Origin of the sequence: Streptomyces coacervatus (assembly GCF_029223485.1) — a bacterium.
Taxonomy (GTDB): Bacteria; Actinomycetota; Actinomycetes; order Streptomycetales; family Streptomycetaceae; genus Streptomyces; species Streptomyces coacervatus.
Genome location: NZ_JARHTP010000002.1, coordinates 738,940 through 757,695 on the forward strand (window position 1 = coordinate 738,940; position 18,756 = coordinate 757,695).

General features: G+C 70.9%; 17 protein-coding genes. 6 read left to right on the forward strand and 11 right to left on the reverse strand.

Features of this window, described 5'->3' with window-relative positions; all coding sequences use genetic code 11:
* Window positions 1-70 precede the first annotated feature (70 nt).
* Together P2Q00_RS06950 and P2Q00_RS06955 are read right to left on the reverse strand one after the other, a co-directional pair.
* Window positions 71-262, reverse strand: coding sequence for a hypothetical protein (locus P2Q00_RS06950; RefSeq protein WP_275770761.1), 192 nt, complete (start codon window positions 260-262; stop codon window positions 71-73).
* The gene (locus P2Q00_RS06955) at window positions 255-950 is read right to left on the reverse strand and encodes a response regulator transcription factor (protein ID WP_275770552.1); all 696 of its coding nucleotides are present in this window, start codon (window positions 948-950) and stop codon (window positions 255-257) included. The genes P2Q00_RS06950 and P2Q00_RS06955 overlap by 8 nt, the downstream gene beginning before the upstream one ends.
* An 86-nt stretch (window positions 951-1,036) precedes the next feature.
* Here P2Q00_RS06955 and P2Q00_RS06960 point away from each other — a divergent pair, with 86 nt between their 5' ends.
* From P2Q00_RS06960 to P2Q00_RS06970, 3 genes are all read left to right on the forward strand, one after another.
* On the forward strand, window positions 1,037-1,642 hold the full coding sequence (locus P2Q00_RS06960; RefSeq protein WP_275770554.1) for a M15 family metallopeptidase: 606 nt from the start codon (window positions 1,037-1,039) through the stop codon (window positions 1,640-1,642).
* 23 nt (window positions 1,643-1,665) lie between these two features.
* The gene (locus tag P2Q00_RS06965; protein WP_275770750.1) at window positions 1,666-2,724 is read left to right on the forward strand and encodes an endonuclease/exonuclease/phosphatase family protein; all 1,059 of its coding nucleotides are present in this window, start codon (window positions 1,666-1,668) and stop codon (window positions 2,722-2,724) included.
* 196 nt (window positions 2,725-2,920) lie between these two features.
* Complete coding sequence (locus tag P2Q00_RS06970; protein ID WP_275770556.1) at window positions 2,921-3,439, forward strand: EVE domain-containing protein; 519 nt, start codon at window positions 2,921-2,923, stop codon at window positions 3,437-3,439.
* Here the strand turns inward: P2Q00_RS06970 and P2Q00_RS06975 are convergent.
* Window positions 3,390-5,279, reverse strand: a complete 1,890-nt coding sequence (locus tag P2Q00_RS06975; RefSeq protein ID WP_275770558.1) for an AMP-binding protein — start codon at window positions 5,277-5,279, stop codon at window positions 3,390-3,392. The two genes, P2Q00_RS06970 and P2Q00_RS06975, sit on opposite strands and share 50 nt — an antisense overlap.
* Window positions 5,280-5,330: 51 nt before the next feature.
* Window positions 5,331-6,743: a dihydrolipoyl dehydrogenase gene (lpdA, locus tag P2Q00_RS06980; RefSeq protein ID WP_275770560.1), complete on the reverse strand. Its 1,413-nt coding sequence runs from the start codon at window positions 6,741-6,743 to the stop codon at window positions 5,331-5,333.
* A gap of 176 nt (window positions 6,744-6,919) precedes the next feature.
* On the opposite strand from lpdA, the gene P2Q00_RS06985 reads away from it, so the two are divergent.
* Window positions 6,920-8,305 carry an MFS transporter gene (locus P2Q00_RS06985; protein ID WP_275770563.1) on the forward strand — a complete coding sequence of 462 codons (1,386 nt, stop codon included), beginning with the start codon at window positions 6,920-6,922 and terminating at the stop codon, window positions 8,303-8,305.
* A 40-nt stretch (window positions 8,306-8,345) separates the two neighbouring features.
* Here P2Q00_RS06985 and P2Q00_RS06990 read toward each other — a convergent pair whose 3' ends face one another.
* The 4 genes from P2Q00_RS06990 to lnt all read right to left on the reverse strand — a co-directional run bounded on the left by P2Q00_RS06990 (window position 8,346) and on the right by lnt (window position 13,388).
* Entirely contained in the window at window positions 8,346-10,298 is a 1,953-nt protein-coding gene (locus tag P2Q00_RS06990; RefSeq protein ID WP_275770564.1) for a helix-turn-helix domain-containing protein, read from the reverse strand.
* A gap of 76 nt (window positions 10,299-10,374) precedes the next feature.
* The gene (locus tag P2Q00_RS06995) at window positions 10,375-11,175 is read right to left on the reverse strand and encodes a 3-hydroxybutyrate dehydrogenase (protein WP_275770566.1); all 801 of its coding nucleotides are present in this window, start codon (window positions 11,173-11,175) and stop codon (window positions 10,375-10,377) included.
* 54 nt (window positions 11,176-11,229) lie between these two features.
* Window positions 11,230-11,709, reverse strand: coding sequence for an NUDIX hydrolase (locus P2Q00_RS07000; RefSeq protein WP_275770569.1), 480 nt, complete (start codon window positions 11,707-11,709; stop codon window positions 11,230-11,232).
* Between the two features lie 68 nt (window positions 11,710-11,777).
* On the reverse strand, window positions 11,778-13,388 hold the full coding sequence (gene lnt / locus P2Q00_RS07005) for an apolipoprotein N-acyltransferase (protein WP_275770570.1): 1,611 nt from the start codon (window positions 13,386-13,388) through the stop codon (window positions 11,778-11,780).
* Between the two features lie 246 nt (window positions 13,389-13,634).
* Between lnt and P2Q00_RS07010 the strand changes: the two genes are divergently transcribed.
* Window positions 13,635-14,702, forward strand: a complete 1,068-nt coding sequence (locus P2Q00_RS07010) for an O-antigen ligase family protein (RefSeq protein WP_439145896.1) — start codon at window positions 13,635-13,637, stop codon at window positions 14,700-14,702.
* Between the two features lie 9 nt (window positions 14,703-14,711).
* On the opposite strand, the gene P2Q00_RS07015 is transcribed toward P2Q00_RS07010, so the two are convergent.
* Both P2Q00_RS07015 and P2Q00_RS07020 read right to left on the reverse strand, forming a co-directional pair.
* Window positions 14,712-15,257 carry a hypothetical protein gene (locus P2Q00_RS07015; RefSeq protein WP_275770572.1) on the reverse strand — a complete coding sequence of 182 codons (546 nt, stop codon included), beginning with the start codon at window positions 15,255-15,257 and terminating at the stop codon, window positions 14,712-14,714.
* A 106-nt stretch (window positions 15,258-15,363) separates the two neighbouring features.
* Window positions 15,364-16,149 (reverse strand): glutamate racemase, encoded by a 786-nt coding sequence (locus P2Q00_RS07020; protein ID WP_275770575.1) that lies wholly within the window; start codon window positions 16,147-16,149, stop codon window positions 15,364-15,366.
* A gap of 39 nt (window positions 16,150-16,188) precedes the next feature.
* Here P2Q00_RS07020 and P2Q00_RS07025 point away from each other — a divergent pair, with 39 nt between their 5' ends.
* Complete coding sequence (locus P2Q00_RS07025) at window positions 16,189-17,388, forward strand: glycosyltransferase (protein WP_275770577.1); 1,200 nt, start codon at window positions 16,189-16,191, stop codon at window positions 17,386-17,388.
* Window positions 17,389-17,393: 5 nt separating this feature from the next.
* Here P2Q00_RS07025 and P2Q00_RS07030 read toward each other — a convergent pair whose 3' ends face one another.
* The gene (locus P2Q00_RS07030) at window positions 17,394-18,719 is read right to left on the reverse strand and encodes a TerD family protein (protein WP_275770754.1); all 1,326 of its coding nucleotides are present in this window, start codon (window positions 18,717-18,719) and stop codon (window positions 17,394-17,396) included.
* Window positions 18,720-18,756 lie beyond the last annotated feature (37 nt).

Sequence of the window (18,756 nt, forward strand, 5' to 3'; positions counted from 1 at the left end):
GCCTCCGGCCCGACGGCAGGACCCTGCCCGGTGTCCTGGACATCGAGGCCACGCCGGACCTGGCCGCCTGCTACGGGGTCACTCCCGGTGAGACGGTCCGCTGGATCGCCGCGTTCGACGAGGAGTATCTGCGCCGCACCGGCCGCCATGCGGTGATCAACAGCCACACCGCCGCGAGCAGCAGAAAGCCGGCAACCATGAGGAATCCGGCATAGCTGAGGGTGAGTTTGAGGCGAACGCTCAACCCGGGTGCCCTATCCACGCTCGCCTCCCTCGCGTCCGGCCTCCGGTTGTGTGTCGATGCGGTAGCCGACGCCCGGCACGGTGGCGATGATCCAGGGTTCGCCGAGCCGTTTGCGCAGTGCCGAGACGGTGATACGCACGGCGTTGGTGAACGGGTCGGCGTTCTCGTCCCACGCGCGTTCCAGGAGTTCCTCGGTGCTGACGACACCGCCTTCGGCAGCGACGAGGACTTCGAGCACCGCGAACTGCTTCCTGGTCAGCGCGACATAGCGACCGTCCCGGTACACCTCTCTGCGGAACGGATCCAGCCGCAGACCTGCGATCTCTCGCACGGGCGGCCTGTTGTGCGCACGCCTGCGGTCGAGTGCTCTGACCCTGAGCGCGAGTTCCTGGAGTTCGAAGGGTTTCGTGAGGTAGTCGTCGGCGCCGAGTTCGAACCCGGAGGCCTTGTCGTCGAGACGGTCGGCCGCGGTGAGCATGAGGATCGGCATGCCGCTGCCGGAGGAGACGATGCGTTTCGCGATCTCGTCACCGGACGGTCCGGGGATGTCGCGGTCGAGGACGGCGATGTCGTAGGCGTTGATGCTCAGCAGTTCCAGAGCGGTGTCGCCGTCACCTGCGATGTCGGCCGCGATGGCTTCCAGGCGCAGGCCATCACGGATGGCCTCGGCCAGATAGGGCTCGTCCTCGACAATCAGCACACGCATGCTCCGAGGCTACGAGCCGGCGCATATCGTCGGCATATCGAAAACCGCATACGTGCCGGCAACACCGTGCTGCCTTGACTGGCGGTATGACGCGAACCCCGCGGTGGCTGCTTGTCGTCGGTCTGACGGCCGTCCTGGCAGTGATCACCGCAGCACTCTGCTACGAGTTACCGAAGTCCTCGTCCTTCTCGACCGCATCGCCTTTGAATGATCTCCACAGTGGGCACCATGGTGGACTCGGCGAGGCCGACGGTGCCGTCCCGGATGGCGTGACGGTCTTCGACGACTCCGTCCCGGGCGTGGCCAAGCTCGATCCAGGCCTGCTCAAGGCCCTCCGCCAGGCCGCGACGGCCGCCGCGCACGACAAGGTCACCTTCTACGTCAACAGCGGCTGGCGCTCCGCGGCCTACCAGAACCAGCTGCTTCGCGAGGCGATCGCCAAGTACGGATCCGAAGCCGAGGCCGAGCGCTGGGTGGCCACCGCGGCGACGTCCCCTCATGTGTCGGGGGACGCGGTCGACCTCGGCCGCTCCGACGCGACGGCGTGGCTGTCCGGGCACAGTGCCGAGTACGGGCTGTGCCAGATCTACCGGAACGAACCCTGGCACTACGAACTGCGCCCCGAAGCGACCGTTCGTGGCTGCCCGCACATGTATGCCGACCCCACCCATGACCCGAGGATGCAGCAGTGACCGTCAGTGAACGCGGAGAGACGATGGCGCAGGTCGACACGGCGGAGACCGGACAGGGCGGCGCAGGAACCTGGCGCGCGGGCATCCGCCGGGCGATCCGCAGCGCCTCCCGGCCGGAACCCTGGAAGCGCGGCCCGGTACTCGCCGCACTGGCACTGCTGCTCGGCCTGCTCATGCTGCTGCACGCGAAGATCCCGAACGGGATCGGGGGCATCGGCAGCCTGGTGGAGAACCTCCTGCCGTGGTTCGGCCTGTTCATCCCGGCGCTCCTTGCCGGGGCGCTGTGGCGCCGCTCCGCCTCCGCGGTGGTCGCGCTGCTACTGCCGGTCGCCGTGTGGCTGAACCTCTTCGGCGGGCTGCTCAGCGACAAGTCCCACGCGGGCGGCGACCTCACCGTGGCCAGTCACAACGTCAGCGCCGACAATCCCGACCCGGCCGGCACCGCGCGCGACCTGGCTGCTTCCGGGGCGGACGTGCTGGCGCTGGAGGAGATCACCGCGCAGGCCCGGGGCACGTACGAGAAGGGGCTGGCGAAGGCGTACCCCTACCACACGGTGCAGGGCACGGTCGGGCTGTGGAGCAAGCTGCCGCTGTCGGACACCCGGCCGGTCGACACCGAGATCGACTACGGTCCGTTGGCCGCCACCAAACCGGCCGACACCAAGCTGTCCTACAACCGGGCCCTGCGCACCACGGTGGCCACGGACCACGGGCCCCTCGCCGTGTACCTGGCCCACCTGGGATCCGTACGGGTGAATCCCAGGGCGGGCTTCTCGACGGCCACCCGGGACAGAAACGCGCAGGCGCTCGCCAAAGCCGTCGCCGCCGAGAAGAACAAGCGGGTGGTGCTGCTCGGCGACCTGAACGGCACCACGGACGACCGAGCGTTCGCCGGCCTCACCTCGGAGCTGCACTCGGTCCAGGACGCGGCCGGGGACGGCTTCGGCTTCAGCTGGCCGGCGACGTTCCCGGTGGCACGGATCGACCAGATCCTGGTCCGCGGCGTGCAGCCGGAGAGCTCATGGGTACTGCCGGCCACCGGCAGCGACCACCTGCCGGTGGCGGCCGGTATCAGCTGGTGAACACCGAACTTCCCGTACTCCTCGGCCTGCTCGCCGTCTCCCCGGTCAGTGGCCGCACTGCGCGGCGCCCTCATCGGCTGGTCCACGGCACCGGACCGCAGGGATGAGTGAGAAAGCGTGACCGGCCACCCGTGCCGAGCGATCGCCCCGGATTACCTGACGCCAGGTGTCATGTATTGCTCGGAGGATGTTGCCCATGGCTTCCCACAACACCTGGCTCGGGGTCGTGTCCGGCGACCACGTCCGCTACGCCGTCGACCACGGATTCATCCAGGTCAACCACGGCAAGCGGCACAACCTGGCCCGCATGCGCCGCGGCGACGGCTTCGTCTACTACTCCCCCACCCAGATCTACGGCTCCAAGACCCCACTGCGCGCCTTCACCGCGCTCGGCATGATCGCCGACGACGAGCCCTACCTCGCCGACGAGGTCACCCACATGGGCTCCCACGGAATCCTGCGGCCCTGGCGCCGCCGCATCGACTACCTCGACGTCCGGCCCGTGGAACTGCGGGACGTCACCCACCAACTGCACCTGACGCAGGACCGCAACTGGGGATACCGGCTGCGCCTGGGCTGCATCCCGCTGGCGGTGGAGGACTTCGAGGTCCTGCACGACGCCATGGCCACGGCACCGGCCCGGCGGCGGCCCGACGGCAGCGTGCTCAAACAGTGTGATCGGGGCGGTGGAGCAGCGGGCGCAGGTTCTCGATGACGGTCGGGTCGTCCACCGTGGACGGGATGGGTTCGTCGAGGCCGTCGGCGATGCCGCGCATCGTCTTGCGCAGGATCTTCCCCGAGCGCGTCTTGGGCAGGGCGGCCACGACGGCGACCTCCTTGAGGGAGGCGACGGCACCGATGCGTTCGCGTACGAGCCGGACCAGTTCGGCCTCGACCTCCCTCGGGTCGCGGGCGGTGCCCGCCTTCAGGACGACGAAGCCGCGTGGTACCTGCCCCTTGAGTGCGTCCGCGACGCCGATCACGGCGCACTCGGCGACATCGGGGTGAGCGGCCAGGGCTTCTTCCATGCTGCCGGTGGACAGCCGGTGTCCGGCGACGTTGATGACGTCGTCGGTGCGGCCCATGACGTACACGTAGCCGTCCTCGTCAATGTGCCCGCCGTCGCCGGTGAGGTAGTAGCCGTCGTAGGCGGAGAGGTAGGAGGCGACGAAGCGGGCGTCGTCGTTCCAGAGGGTGGGCAGCGAACCGGGCGGCAGGGGCAGCTTCACGACGATCGCGCCGTCGACCCCGGCCGGCACGGGCCGCCCCGAGGGGTCGAGGACGCGCACGTCCCAGCCCGGCAGTGGACGGGTGGGCGAGCCGGGTTTGACGGGGGCGGCCTCGATGCCGACCGGGTTGGCGACGATCGGCCAGCCGGTCTCCGTCTGCCACCAGTGGTCGATCACCGGGATGTCCAGGAGGGCGCTCGCCCAGTGGTAGGTCTCGGGGTCGAGGCGTTCACCGGCGAGGAAGAGGTAGCGCAGCCGGGAGAGGTCGTAGTCCGCGGTGAGGACGCCCTTCGGGTCCTCCTTCCTGATGGCGCGGAAGGCGGTGGGCGCCGTGAACATGGTCTTGACGCCGTGCTCGGCGGCGACCCGCCAGAACTGGCCCGCATCCGGGGTGCCGACCGGCTTGCCCTCGTACAGCACGGTCGTGGCACCGGCCAGCAGCGGCCCGTAGACGATGTACGAGTGCCCGACGACCCAGCCGACATCGGACCCGGTGAACATCGTCTCGCCCGGACCGATGTCGTACACGGCACCCATCGACCAGTGCAGAGCCACGGCACAACCGCCGCAGTCGCGGACAACTCCCTTGGGTTTCCCGGTCGTTCCGGACGTGTAGAGGATGTAGAGGGGGTCGGTCGCCGCCACGGGAAGACAGGCGGCGGGCGGCGCGGCGGCGACCAGGTCGGCCCAGTCGAGGTCGTCCGGCCCCAACTCGGCCTGCTCCTGGGGCCGTTGCAGGATCACCCGCTTCTGTGGCTTGTGCGCGGCGAGTTCGATCGCGCGGTCCAGCAGCGGCTTGTAGGGGATGACGCGCTTGCCCTCGATGCCGCAGGAGGCGGAGACGACCACCTTGGGGGTGGCGTCGTCGATGCGGACGGCGAGTTCGGGTGGGGCGAACCCGCCGAAGACCACTGAGTGGACGGCGCCGATGCGTGCGCAGGCCAGCATCGCGATGGCGGCCTCGGGGACCATCGGCATATAGATGACCACCCGGTCGCCGTGCCCCACACCGAGCCCGGCGAGGGCCCCGGCGAAGGCCGCCACCTCGTCCCTCAACTCGGCGTAGGTGTAGGTGCGCCGGGTGCCGGTCACCGGGGAGTCGTGGATGAGCGCGGGCTGTTCGCCCCGGCCGGCTTCGACATGCCGGTCCAGTGCGTTGAAGCAGACGTTGAGCCGGCCGTCCGGAAACCAGCGGTAGAAGGGTGCGCCCGAGGAGTCCAGGGCACGGGACGGCGCCACCTCCCAGTCGACGCCTTCCGCCGCCCCCAGCCAGAAGCCCTCCGGGTCTTCGAGGCTGGCCCGGAAGACGTCCTCGTACATTCCCATCGCGCTCTCCTTGACCAGAGTTGTGGTGGCCTGCCTGCTCCCGCCCCCATCTCACATGTTGATCATATGACCGGCCAAGCCGTGTACGGCCTCCTTGACCGCCTCGCCCAGGGTGGGGTGTGCATGCACATTGCGGGCGACCTCGTGGACGGTCAGGTCCCACTGCTGGGCCAAGGTCAGCTCGGGCAGCAGCTCCGTGACGTCGGGGCCGATCAGGTGGCCGCCGATGAGCTCTCCGTGCGTCGCATCGCTGATCAGCTTCACGAAACCGGTGACATCGCCCAGGCCGTGCGACTTGCCGTTGGCGGTGAAGGGGAACTTCGCCACCTTGACGTCGTACCCCAGGTCACGGGCCTGAGCCTCGGTGTAGCCGAAACTGGCGATCTGAGGCTGGCAGTAGGTGGCTCGCGGGATCATCACGTAGTCGAGCTCCATGGTCTCCGCGTCCGCGAGGGTCTCGGCGGCGATGATGCCCATCGCCTCCGCGGCGTGCGCGAGCATCAGCTTGGCGGTCACGTCGCCGATCGCGTAGAGGTGAGGCACTGAGGTACGGCACCGACCGTCGACCTCGATCGCCCCGCGCCCGTTGACCTGCACGCCGGTGTTCTCCAGGCCGTAGCCGGTGACGTTGGGCTGGAAGCCGATCGCCTGGAGGACCTTGTCCGCCTCCAGCACCTGCTGCGAGCCGTCCTGGGCGGTGACGGTGACCCGGACCTGGGGGCCGGACTCGTCGATGGCGTCGACCCGGGTGGAGGTGAGCACGTCGACGCCGAGCCTGCGGTACTGCTTGGCGAGCTCGGCGGAGACCTCGGCGTCCTCCAGCGGAGCGACGCGGTCCAGGAACTCGACGATCGTCACCTTCACGCCGTAGTTGTGCAGCACATAGGCGAACTCCACACCGATCGCTCCGGCACCCGCGATGACGATCGACTGCGGGAGGTCCTCGGCGAGGATCTGCTCCTCGAACGTCACCACGCGCGCGCTGCGCTTGGTGCCCGGCAGCAGCTTCGGCGTGGCGCCGGTGGCGATGATGCAGTGCTCGAAGCCGATGGTGCGGGTCTCGCCGTCATAGCCGGCCACCTGCAGGGTGTGCGGGTCGAGGAAGGTGCCACGGCCGTCGAATTCCGTGATCTTGTTCTTCTTCATCAGGTAGTGCACGCCCTTGACCCGGCCGTCCGCCACCTTGCGGCTACGGCGGAACGCCTCCCCGTAGTCGAAGGTGACCTGACCCTCCACCTTGATGCCGAAGGTCTTCGCCTCGCGCGTGAAGATGTGCGCCAGCTCCGCGTTGCGCAGCAGGGCCTTGCTGGGGATGCACCCCACGTTCAGACAGACACCGCCCCAGTACTTCTCCTCGACGACAGCCACGCGTCTGCCCAGCTGGGCGGCGCGGACGGCGGCGACATAGCCGCCGGGGCCGGCTCCGAGGACGACGACATCGAAGTACTCGCCCTGCTCGTCCATGACGCTTCCTCTCTGCGGGACCGGGAGACCCTGACCATCATCCAAGGCAGACGTAGAGGCCGCACTTACACTCCGGCCCCGAACTATGTTGTCCCACCACATGTGCGCCTGACCTGCGGATTCCTACGGTGTTCCGACACGAACCCGTCCCCACTGCACACGAGGAAGTGGCGCACATGGCCTCCGGAACCACCGCTCCCCCACCACCCGCGAACCTCCGTCGCATCGTCGCCGCCAGCCTCATCGGCACGACCATCGAGTGGTACGACTTCTTCCTCTACGGTTCCGCCGCGGCGCTCGTCTTCAACAAGCTGTTCTTCCCGGACTCGGATCCCCTGGTCGGCACCCTCCTCTCCTTCCTGACGTACGCCGTCGGATTCGCCGCCCGTCCGCTGGGCGCACTGGTCTTCGGGCACTACGGCGACCGGATCGGCCGCAAGAAGCTGCTGGTGCTGAGTCTGCTGCTGATGGGCGGGGCGACGTTCGCGATCGGGTTGCTGCCGACGCATGCGACGGTCGGCGCCGCCGCGCCCGTGCTGCTGACCGCCCTGCGCCTGATCCAGGGCTTCGCGCTGGGCGGCGAGTGGGGCGGGGCCGTGTTGCTGGTGTCCGAGCACGGGGATGCCCGACGGCGCGGCTTCTGGGCGTCGTGGCCGCAGACCGGTGCGCCCGCCGGGCAGTTGCTCGCGACGGGGGTGCTGTCCCTGCTGACGGCCGCGCTGTCGGACGACGCCTTCGCGTCGTGGGGCTGGCGGATCCCGTTCCTGCTCTCCGGCGTACTGGTGATCGTCGGTTTGTGGATTCGTCTTTCTGTCGATGAATCGCCCGTGTTCCAGCAGGCGTTGGCGCAGGCCGAGGCCCGCAAGGCCGACCGGACCGCGGAGGCGGAGAAGCTGCCGCTCGTGTCAGTGCTGCGCCACCACTGGCGGGACGTGCTGGTGGCCATGGGCGCACGTATGGCGGAGAACATCAGCTACTACGTCATCACCGCCTTCATCCTCGTCTACGCCACCACGTCGGCGGGTGTCTCCAAGCAGACCGCGCTCAACGCGGTGCTGATCGCGTCGGCGGTGCACTTCGCGGTCATCCCGGCCTGGGGCGCCTTGTCGGACCGGGTCGGACGCCGTCCGGTGTATCTGCTGGGCGCGGTCGGCGTCGGGCTGTGGATGTTCCCCTTCTTCTCCCTCATCGACACCGGCGGCTTCGGCAACCTGGTCCTCGCGGTCACGGTGGGCCTGGTGCTGCACGGTGCGATGTACGCGCCTCAAGCCGCCTTCTTCTCCGAGATGTTCGCGACCCGGATGCGCTACTCCGGTGCCTCCATCGGCGCCCAGTTCGCCTCCGTCGCCGCGGGCGCGCCGGCGCCGCTCATCGCCACCGCGCTGCTGGCCGACTACGACAGCTCCACCCCGATCGCCCTGTATGTCATCGCCGCGGCGCTCGTGACCGTCGTCGCCGTGGGCGCGGCCAAGGAGACCCGGCACCGGGACCTGGCCGCGGTCGAACCGTCCGTGGGCGAGGAGCAGGCGAGGGCCACGGCGGCGGACGCGCGCACCGTGTGACCTCCGGGAGCCCGACCCCCGTACGCCTCGCGTACGGGGGTCAGTGCGTTGCTGCGCGGGCCGACAACCGGTGCAGGCGCAGGGCGAGTTGGATCTCCAGGGTGCGGGCGGGGTCCTGCCAGTCGTCACCCAGGAGGCGGGCGACGCGCTCCAGGCGCTGCGCAACTGTGTTGACGTGGACGTGGAGTTCGTCCTTGGTGCGGGCCGGGCTCATGCCGCAGGTGAAGTAGGCGTCGAGGGTGCGTACGAGGTCGGTGCCGCGTCGTTCGTCGTAGGCGACGACGTGTCCGATCGTGCGGTCGACGAAGCCGGCGATGTCCCGGTCCCCGGCTAGCAGCAGGCCGAGGAAGCCGAAGTCCTCGGCTGCGGCTCCGTCGCCGGGGCGGCCGAGCAGCCGCAGGGCGTCCAGGCAGCGTCGGCCCTCCGCGTAGGCGGCGGCCGCGGTGTCGGGGTGGGCGGCGAGGTCCTGGACGGGGGCGGAGGCGCCGACGGTGACCGCCTCGTGGACCGCCGTGCCCAGCTGGTGGGCGGTACGGCGGGCCAGGTCGGTGGCGGTGTCGCCGGCGGCCAGCGGCAGCAGCAGGACGGTGCCGCCGTCGCGCGCGGCGGCCAGGCCGTGCCGGGTCGCGGCGAGGTGCGAGGCGGCGGACCACAGGCGCCGGCGGGCGGCCGCCTCCTGGTCGGCGTCGGGGGCGGCGCCGTCGAGTCGGGCGGCGAGCACCACATGGGTGGCGTCGAGGTCGGCATGGAGCCGGGACGCGCGCTCGCGCAGCAGGCGCGGGTCGCGGTCGCGGGCGTCGAGGAGATCGTCCAACAGCTCGCCGCGGACGCGCTGTTCGGCCTCGGCGGCCGAGCGTCTGGCGAGCAGCAGCAGCGAGGTGACCATCGCGGCGCGTTCCAGGGTGAGCTGGTCCACGGGGTCGAGGCCGGGGTGGCCGTGCAGGACCAGCGCGCCGAGCAGTTCGCCGCCGGCGGCCACGGCGGCGACCCAGTCGTCGTCGTGGCGTACGGCGTGTCCTTCGGCCCGGGAGGCCTCCAGGGGTGCCGTCGGTGCGTCGACGGCCTCGGTGAACTCGACCGTGCCGTCGAGGACTTGGGAGACCGCCGCGGCCACGTCGTGGACCCCGCCGCCGCGCAGCACGAGCTCCGCGAGCCGGTCGTGGACGTCGGAAGCACGCTCGATGACGGCGCTGCGATCCCGGATGATCTCGTTGGCGCGCTCCAGGCCGGCGAGGGCCGAGCGGGTCTCGGCGAGGAGATTCGCGCTGTCGATGGCGGCCGCGGCCAGGGCGGCGAACGAGCCGAGCAGCGCGATCTGCTCCCGTTCGAAGACCCGGGCGCGCCGGTCGGCCGCGAACAGGACGCCGATGACGTGGTGCCCCAGCATCAGTGGCACGCCGAGGATGGCGACCAGGCCCTCGTCCCGTACGCCGGTGTCGATGGCGTTGGTGTGCTGGAAGCGGTCGTCCTTGAAGTAGTCGTCGGTGACATACGGGCGGGCCGTCTGGGCCACGAGGCCGCCGAGGCCCTCCCCCATGCCGAGCCGCAGCTGCTGGAAGCGGGCGGCGACCGAGCCCTCGGTGACCCGCATATAGGTGTCGCCGCGGTCCGGGTCGTTCAGGCTGAGGTAGGCGACGTCCGTGCCGAGCAGTGAGCGGGCGCGCTGCACGATCGCCTGCAGTACGGCGTCCAGGTCGCGCAGGCCCGCCAGGTCGTGGGCGGTCTCGAAGAGCGCGGACAGCTCGGCCTCCCGGCGGCGACGCCCCTCCAGTTCCGCGCGCACGCGCAGCGCGAGCAGCTTGGCGCGCTCGAGCGCGGCTATCGCCTCGGCGGGCTGTGCCTCGGCGCGGGCCAGCAGCACCGGCTGCTCATAGGCGTCGGCGGACGCACCCCTGGCCAGCAGCTCAAGGAACGGCGCCTCGGCGTCGCCGAGCGCCGCTCCGGCCGATTCGGCATCGGTGCGCTCGGCGGACTGCACGTGATCGCGGGACATGCTCACAGGATTCCTCATCGCACCGTCGCCCCGTCAGCCCTGTGGACAACTCGTACCTGCCCGGGCGCGGGCCTGGTCAGTGCGCCGTCCAGCCGCCGTCGAGGACGAGCGAGGTGCCGGTCACGAAGGAGGCCTGCGGGCTGCAGAGATAGGCCACGGCCTCGGCGACCTCCTCCGGTTCGATGAGCCGTTTGACGGCGCTGTCCTGCAGCAGCACCTCCGCCAGGACGCGCTCTGCGGGGATGCCGTGCGCCTGGGCCTGGTCGGCGAGCTGCTTCTCGACCAGAGGGGTGCGCACATAGGCGGGGTTCACACAGTTCGAGGTGACGCCGTGGGGGGCGCCTTCGAGGGCGGCGGTCTTGGACAGGCCCTCCAGGCCGTGTTTGGCGGCCACATAGGCCGACTTGTAGGCCGAGGCGCGCAGCCCGTGGACGGAGGACACATTGACGATGCGGCCCCACCCCTGGCCGTACATGTGGGGCAGCGCTCCACGGATGAGGCGGAAAGGAGCCTCCAGCATCACGGTGAGCACGGTGTGGAAGACCTCGGGCGGGAACTCCTCGATGGGGCGCACCAGCTGCAGCCCGGCGTTGTTGACCAGGACGTCGGTGCCCGCGGCGGCGAGTTCGGCAGCGTCGAGGTCGGTGAGGTCGAGGACGTGCGGTTCGATGGTGCCCGCGAGGCCCTGGGACTGCTCTGCAAGGGACTCCAGGCCCGTGGCGTCCCGGTCGACCGCCCTCACCTTGGCCCCGGCGGCCGCCAGGCGCAGCGCACAGGCGCGGCCGATGCCGCCGGCGGCGCCGGTGACGAGGGCGGTGCGGCCGCCGAGGTCGAGGGAGGGGGCGTGGGGGGCCGGGAGGGCGCTGGGCGGGGTCATGTGTCGACCCTAGGCAGCACTCCCGCCACCCCACATGTGCTCACCACCCATACTTCACTCGGAACTCGTGGGCTCGAACCATGTGGGTTCGTCGATCAGCGCCTGCTTGATCCGGAAGTGATGGAAGTCGGTCATCTCGGGCAGCTCATCCAGCGCGAACCAGCCGACCGCCAAGGACTCGTCGTCGTTCACCCGGGCCTCGCCGTCGATGACGCGGCAGCGGAAGCACAGATCCATGAACTGGCAGGTGTCGCCGTTGGGGTAGGTGACCTCCCGTCCGGACCGCACTGCGATCAGCCGCTCGACGGCGACCCGGACGCCCGTCTCCTCCCGCACCTCGCGCACGACGGCGGCGGCGGGCTGCTCACCGGGGTCCGGGATGCCGGAGATCAGCGCCCACCGGTGGTTGTCCGCACGCTGCCCGAGCAGGACTCTGCCCTCACCGTCGAAGACGACGGCGCTCACGCCGGGAAGCCAGAGCAACTGGTGGCCCGCGGAGGCCCGGATCTCGCGAATGAACTCAGGAGTTGGCATGACACCGACCCTAAGGGGCCGGTGTCACGGTCCCGGCGCACTTCACGGGGCGTGCGCCGGGCGTACGGCTACACGTCCCGGGCGCGCCGCCCGCGCACCCCGGCGCCGATCGCCCAGCCGAGTCCGCCCGCGGCGACCAGCACCAGGGCGATCTCCGGCAGGATGCCCACCCGGGTGGCAGGTGTCTCGGACGACCGCAGCGGCACCTTCTGCACCAGGTGGGCGGGCACGAACATGCCGGTCTTCTGGGTGATCTTCCCGTCCGGCATGATGATCGCGCTGACGCCGCTGGTGACCGGCACCGTCACGGTCCGGCTGTGCTCGACGGCACGGACGCGGGACATGGCGAGCTGCTGGTAGGTCATCTCGCTGCGGTCGAAGGTCGCGTTGTTGCTCGGCACGGAGATCAGCTGCGCGCCGTCGGTGACCTCGGAGCGTACGGCCCAGTCGAAGGCGGCCTCGTAGCAGGTGACCAGGCCGACCTTGGCGTCGGCCATGGTGAACACTCCCGGCTTGGTGCCCCGGCTGAAGTCCTGGCGGACCATCGACGTCCAGTTGCTGTTGATCGCGCCGATGAGGGAGCGCAGCGGCAGATATTCGCCGAACGGCTGGATCTGCCGCTTGTCGTAGCTGTCGACGGGGCCCTTCTTGGGGTCCCACAGGATCTGCTCGTTCCACAGCTTGCCGTCCCGCTCGACCACGCCGCCGACCGAGACGGGCACACCGATCGCCTTGGCCGCGCTGTCGATGACCGCGTACGCGTCGGCATTGGCGAACGGGTCGACGTCGGAGGAGTTCTCCGGCCACAGCACGAGGTCGGGCTTGGGCGTCTTGCCGGCCTTGACCTCGGCGGCCAGGCGCTTCGTCTCGCGCGCGTGGTAGTCGAGCACGGCACGCCGCTGGGCGTTGAACTCCAGCCCGGAGCGGGGCACATTGCCCTGGATGAGTGCCACGGTCGCATAGCCGTTCTCGGCCTTGTCGCTGACCAGCGAGCGGGCGGCCACCGCGCCGGCCACCGGGACGGCCACACTGAGAAGGGCGACCGCCGCGGCCGACCGCTGGACGGCTCGGATGCGCCGCGCATCCAGGGCCAGGCGTACGAGCTCGTAGAGGCCGAAGCCGCACAGGACGACCGCGAAGCCGAGCACTGGCGTGCCGCCGAGCGCGGCCAGCGGCAGGAAGACGCCGTCGGCCTGACCGAATGCGATCTTGCCCCAGGGGAAGCCGTTGAACGGCACGCGCGCGCGTGCCGCCTCGCCCGCTATCCACACCGCGGCCGCCCAGATGGGCCACGCGGGCAGCTTCGACACGACGGCGACTCCCGCACCGACCAGCGCGACGAAGATCGCCTCGATCGCCACCAGTGCCAGCCAGGGCACGGAGCCGACCTCCACCCCGGTCCACACCAGCAGCGGCAGCAGGAAGCCGAGGCCGAAGAGGTAGCCGAGGCCGAGGCCCGCCTTCCAGCTGCGCCCGCGCAGCACCCAGCCGAAGACGGCGAAGGCCGGAACGGCCAGCCACCACACGGTGCGCGGCGGGAAACTGACGTAGAGCAGCACTCCGGAGAGCGCGGCGGCGAGGGCCGGAACGAAGCGTACGAGGCTCGCCGCGCGCGATGCGGGTGCGCCCTGCGGCTGCAACTGTTCCGACTCGTCCACGGAGGTAGCGGTGACGGTCACTCCGGGAGTGTACGGCGGGTGACCTTGACACGGACAGCGCGGTCCGTATGGCAGCACGGGTCGCTGCGCGGCGCAGGGGCCGCATCGTTCCTGCGTAACTCGGCCCAACTCATCCACAAAACGTCCCTCAGCCGTTACGGTGTGCCCAGCCACAGTCGCCTGGCCGGTCACGGCCTCGGCGGCCTGGGTCGTGCGAGGTCGGGGGGCTTCGGTTCCGGTTCGGGGGGCGGGGTGGGTTCCACAGGGATGACGTCTGAGGCCGGTCCTGGGGAGGTCGGCGAGAGACGAAACGTTTCTGACGCGGTGGGCGTTGTGGTGCTCGGGGCGTGTGCCACCTGGTCGCTGATCACGGCGACCGTGCATGAGGGCCGCCCGGAGGGCGTGCTGCTCGCGGTGCTGGCGGTGGCCGCCGGTTATGCCGTGGGGCGGATCTGCGGGGCGTTGCTGCCGGTGGCCGCGCCGTGTGCCGGGGCGCTGGCCGGGCTGGGCCTTGCGGTGGCCGTGCCGCACCTCGCCCCGGGGCCCCAGATCGTCGCACCGCTCGGACACGCCGGCGCCACTGCCGCACTGCTGACCCTGTGCGCGGGCGCGGCGTGCTGCGCGGCCTGGGCGGCCGAGTCCTCGGCGGGACGGTTCGCCATGGGCGCGCTGGCGGCCGGCATCACCGTGGCAGCGGCCGTCCTGGGCTCGACCAGCGGTTTCTTCACCTGTACGGTTGTCGTGCTGTGCTCCCTGGCCGCCGGCCGCATGCGCAGCCGCGGCGCGGGCATCGCCGGCCTCGCCCTGACCGCGGCCCTGGTGACCTGTCTGACCTGGGCCGTCGCCGGAAACGCGCTGCCCGAGGGGCTCACCGCGTCCCTGGAAGGTCAGCTCACCCCGCACCGGATCCAGCTGTGGCAGGACGCCCTGCACCTGGCGCACCGCAACGCCGCCCTGGGCGTGGGGCCGGAGCGTTTCGGTGAACTGAGCACGACGGCCGCCCGGACCCTGCTCTCGGACGGCAAGCCGCATTCGGCGCTGCTGCAGCAGGCGGCGGAACAGGGCGTCGTCGGCGTGGGCCTGCTGGGGGCGTCCTTCTGCTGGGTGCTGCATGCACTGTGGCGTTCTCCGCGCCCCACGCCGGTGGTGCTCACCGCGGGGGCGGCGCTGACGGCGATCGCGGCAATCGCCGCGGTCGGCAATGCGCTGAGCTTCACCGCGGTGTCGGTCGGCGCGGGCCTCCTTGCGGGCCTGGCCACGGCCCGGCCGCTCGCCGACGAGTCACCGCAGCCGGAGGTGGACGCACGCCCTCGCGGTGACCGGCTGACGCCGTGACGTGGCTGATCAGTGCAGCGAGCCGGTCGTGCCCGGCCGCAGGCGGTCCCTGATGACCCGTACCGCAGCCTCGGCGTTGTCCACGGTGACCGTGAACGTGTGGCCGTCCCACAGCCGCAGGACAACGCCCTCGCCACGCCGCACGACGACGGCGGTGCCCTTCTCTGGCCGCCAGCGGTAGCCCCACCCGCCCCACTGGCGCGGGTTGACGTGTGCGTCGAACTCGGCACCGGCGACATGCGAGAGGGGAATGCGGCGGCGCGGCACACCGATGTGGCCGCAGCGCACCTCGAGGCACTCCTTGTCGAGCTTGAGATCGACGTGCAGGAAGGCCAGCGTTCCGAAGAGGACCAGCAGCCCGGCGGCGATGCAGCCGACCACGGCCATGACGAGCGGGGCGATGCCCGACGTCCAGGCGGAGTCGACGGCCAGCTCGATGCCCAGCGCCATGACGGCCGCACCGGCCAGCGCCGGCAGCCACTGGACGCGCTTGGTGGCACGTCCGGTCCAGACGTCGGGGAGCTTGGCGTTCTCGCCGTGGGGGTGGTCCCTCATGGTTATGAGGTTACTCAGGTTTCCCTGCGCGGGCACCGAGTCGCGGAGGGTGAGCGCGTGGACCGGGCCGACCGCGGACCGCGGGCGTCCGTTTCGTGGCTTTCGGTCACCGTGCGGGGCTGACCGCCTTGAGGAAACGTCCCTCTTCATAGGTCAGCGCGGTCTCGGGCAGCTCGGCCTCACGGCCGCTGAGCAGCACCGTGAGAGTGCCGTCGGCGGGCGCCTCGGGGGCGGGCTGCTCCCCGATCCTGCGCAGGCCCTGGGCGACGACCGCGCCGGCGGTGCCGTGCAGGATCAGCGGCGGCCGGCCGGGCTGCTGCACGGCGGCTCGAATGCGCTCGGCGACCAGTTCGTAGTTGGTGCAGCCCAGGACGAGGGTCGTGATGTCGTCGGGGGTGCGTGCGGCGGCCGCGGCGATGGCGGCCTCGACCGCCGCCTCGTCGGCGTGGTGCACGGCGTCCGCAAGCCCGGGACAGGGCACTTCGGCGACGTCCACACCCGCGGCGAACTCGGCGATGAGACCGCGCTGGTAGGGGCTGCCCGTGGTGGCGGGGGTCGCCCAGATCGCGACGGGGCCGCCACCCGCGGCGGCGGGCTTGATCGCGGGCACGGTGCCGATGATCGGCAGCTCCGGCTCGAAACGGGCGCGCAGCGCCGGAAGGGAGTGCACGGACGCGGTGTTGCAGGCGACGATCAGAACGTCGGGCTTGTGCGCCGCGGCAGCGCCGGCGACATCCAGGGCGCGCCGCGTGATGTCTTCCGGTGTGCGCGGTCCCCAGGGCATCCCGTCGGGGTCCCAGGACAGGACGAGATCCGCGTCGGGCCGCAGACGGCGCGCCACGGCGGCGGCGGGAAGCAGACCGATTCCGGAGTCCATGAGCGCGATCTTCACCCGGCCACGATAGTCGATGGGCCCTTGCGGACCGGTCGGGTGGGGCAGACTGCGCAAGTGAGCGCCATCGTGTGGATCGCCGCCGTATCACTCGCCGCCTGGCTGTGGTTGCTGCTCTGTCAGGGCTTCTTCTGGCGCACGGACGTCAGACTGCCGCCCCGCCAGGATCCCGACGAGTGGCCGTCGGTGTGCGTCGTCGTCCCGGCGCGCGACGAGGCCGCTGTGCTGCCCGCGAGTCTGCCGTCGCTGCTGGCCCAGGAGTATCCGGGCCGGGCGGAGATCTTCCTCGTCGACGACGGCAGCTCGGACGGCACCGGAGCACTGGCCCGCGAACTGGCGGACGCACACAACAGACTGCCCCTGACCGTCGCCTCCCCCGGCGAACCGCCGGCCGGCTGGACCGGCAAGCTGTGGGCCGTGCGGCACGGCATCGGCCTGGCACGCGCGCGTGAGCCCGAATATCTGCTGCTGACGGACGCGGACATCGCGCACGCGCCGGACAGCCTGCGGGAACTGGTGGCCGCCGCGCGCAGCGGCGGCTTCGACGTCGTCTCACAGATGGCCCGGCTGCGGGTGGAGAGCCGCTGGGAGCGGCTCGTGGTACCGGCCTTCGTCTATTTCTTCGCGCAGCTGTACCCGTTCCGCCGCATCGGGAGAAGGGGAACGCGGACGGCGGCCGCCGCGGGCGGCTGCGTGCTGCTGCGCACCGACGCCGCCGAGCGGGCGCGGATCCCGGACGCCATCCGACACGCCGTGATCGACGACGTGGCGCTGGCGCGCGCGGTCAAGGGCAGCGGCGGCCGCATCTGGCTCGGGCTGGCCGACCGGGTGGACAGCGTGCGGCCCTATCCGCGGCTGCACGACCTCTGGCGGATGGTGTCACGCAGCGCGTACGCGCAGCTGCGGCACAATCCGCTGCTGCTGCTCGGGACGGTCCTCGGGCTGGCCCTGGTCTACTTGGTGCCGCCCGTGGCCCTGGTCGCAGGTCTGGGTACCGGCGACACGGCGGCGGCTCTGGTCGGCGGTCTCGCCTGGCTGGTGATGACAGGGACGTACATCCCGATGCTCCGCTACTACCGCCAGCCGCTGTGGCCCGCTCCGCTGCTGCCGTTCACCGCCTTCCTCTATCTCCTCATGACGGTCGATTCCGCGGTGCAGCACTACCGGGGACGCGGTGCGGCCTGGAAGGGCCGCACCTATGCGCGCCCGGACGCCGTCGCGGACGAGCGCCCTCTCTAGAGCGCTCACTTCCTGCCAGGAGTCCAGTTCATGCCCCACCCGTAGGCGTAGTCGACGGTCCGCTGGGGGCTCACCCCGCGCTCGGGCACCAGGTAGCGGGCCTCGCGCTGGACCATCAGGTCACCGCCCGTGTTGGTGATCAGGGCGAGGGCGCACACCGTCGAGGGGACCGTGCACTCGTCGAGCGAGAAGTCGATCGCGGCGCCGAACTGCGGCTGGAGGGTGACCGTGGCGTGCAGGTCGGCGAAGGACCGCGCGCCCTCGTAGATGGTGACGAAGACGAGGATCCGCCTGAAGGACTGCTTGTGGTCGAGGTTGATGGTGAGGTTCTCGCCGCTCGCCACGGCGCCGGTGCGGTCGTCGCCGTCGAGGTGGATGTACGGCGGCCGCTGCAGGGCCCCGAAGGCATTGCCGAGGGCCTGTACGACACCCTTGCTGCCGTCGGTGAGTTCGTACAGGGCGCACAGGTCGAGGTCGAGGTCCGCATGCATGGCGACGGCGCGGCCGCGTTTGCTGCCCCATCCGGAGAACTGCTTGTGCACCTGCCAGTTGAGGTTCACACGCATGGCACCCGAGGTGCCGCCCTGCTTGGCCAGCGAGACCGCGGGGGCCGCCTTGGTGAGCGTCACCTTGCTCAGGCGGACCGGCTGAGTGGGCGGTGCCGGCGGCGGGGGCGGCTGCACGGCGGCCGGGGGTGCGACCGGCGGGGGCATGTGATGGACGGGCGGTGCGGCGGGGGGCGGCATGGTCACCGGCGGCGCGACGGGCGGGGGCATGGTCACCGAAGGCGGCGGGACGGGAGCGGCATGCTGCGGTTCGTCCACCGTGATCCCGAAGTCGGTAGCCAGGCCCTCGAGTCCGCTGCTGTAGCCCTGGCCGACGGCGCGGAATTTCCAGGCGCCCTGGCGACGGTAGAACTCACCTAGTACGAAAGCGGTTTCCACGCTCGCGCCCGTGCTGTCGAAGCGTGCCACCACACCGCCCTGGGCGGCGTCGCGGACCTCGATGTAGAGGTCGGGGACCTGTCCGAACGTGCCGCCGTCCGCGGAGGCGGCAAGGACGACCGTCTCGATCGCGGGCTCCACGCGCGCGAGGTCGACAAGGAGGGTGTCGACGATACGGCCGCCGCCGTCCCTCTTGCCCTCGTGCCGGACCGCACCGGAGGAGTGCCCGGGCTGGTTGTAGAAGACGAAGTCGCCGTCGGAGCGGACCTTGCCGCCCACGAGCAGAAGTGCCGAGGCGTCCGCGTCCGGCACACCGGGTCCGGAACGCCAGCCCAATTCCACCCGCAGTGCCGTCGTCGGCACCGGCGTATTCGATCCTTTCGGCATTGACATGTCCGCCCCCATCACGTGTCACCGCGCCAGT

What these genes read in the sequence shown, in the direction of transcription:
- P2Q00_RS06995 (WP_275770566.1), bottom strand. Translation starts at nt 11,175, where the DNA reads ATGACCCCGCCCAGCGCCCTCCCGGCCCCCCACGCCCCCTCCCTCGAC.
- P2Q00_RS07010 (WP_439145896.1), top strand. Translation starts at nt 13,635, where the DNA reads ATGACGTCTGAGGCCGGTCCTGGGGAGGTCGGCGAGAGACGAAACGTT.
- P2Q00_RS06970 (WP_275770556.1), top strand. Translation starts at nt 2,921, where the DNA reads ATGGCTTCCCACAACACCTGGCTCGGGGTCGTGTCCGGCGACCACGTC.
- P2Q00_RS06955 (WP_275770552.1), bottom strand. Translation starts at nt 950, where the DNA reads ATGCGTGTGCTGATTGTCGAGGACGAGCCCTATCTGGCCGAGGCCATC.
- P2Q00_RS06990 (WP_275770564.1), bottom strand. Translation starts at nt 10,298, where the DNA reads ATGTCCCGCGATCACGTGCAGTCCGCCGAGCGCACCGATGCCGAATCG.
- P2Q00_RS06975 (WP_275770558.1), bottom strand. Translation starts at nt 5,279, where the DNA reads ATGGGAATGTACGAGGACGTCTTCCGGGCCAGCCTCGAAGACCCGGAG.
- lpdA (WP_275770560.1), bottom strand. Translation starts at nt 6,743, where the DNA reads ATGGACGAGCAGGGCGAGTACTTCGATGTCGTCGTCCTCGGAGCCGGC.
- P2Q00_RS07030 (WP_275770754.1), bottom strand. Translation starts at nt 18,719, where the DNA reads ATGCCGAAAGGATCGAATACGCCGGTGCCGACGACGGCACTGCGGGTG.
- P2Q00_RS07000 (WP_275770569.1), bottom strand. Translation starts at nt 11,709, where the DNA reads ATGCCAACTCCTGAGTTCATTCGCGAGATCCGGGCCTCCGCGGGCCAC.
- P2Q00_RS06985 (WP_275770563.1), top strand. Translation starts at nt 6,920, where the DNA reads ATGGCCTCCGGAACCACCGCTCCCCCACCACCCGCGAACCTCCGTCGC.
- P2Q00_RS06965 (WP_275770750.1), top strand. Translation starts at nt 1,666, where the DNA reads ATGGCGCAGGTCGACACGGCGGAGACCGGACAGGGCGGCGCAGGAACC.
- P2Q00_RS07015 (WP_275770572.1), bottom strand. Translation starts at nt 15,257, where the DNA reads ATGAGGGACCACCCCCACGGCGAGAACGCCAAGCTCCCCGACGTCTGG.
- P2Q00_RS06960 (WP_275770554.1), top strand. Translation starts at nt 1,037, where the DNA reads ATGACGCGAACCCCGCGGTGGCTGCTTGTCGTCGGTCTGACGGCCGTC.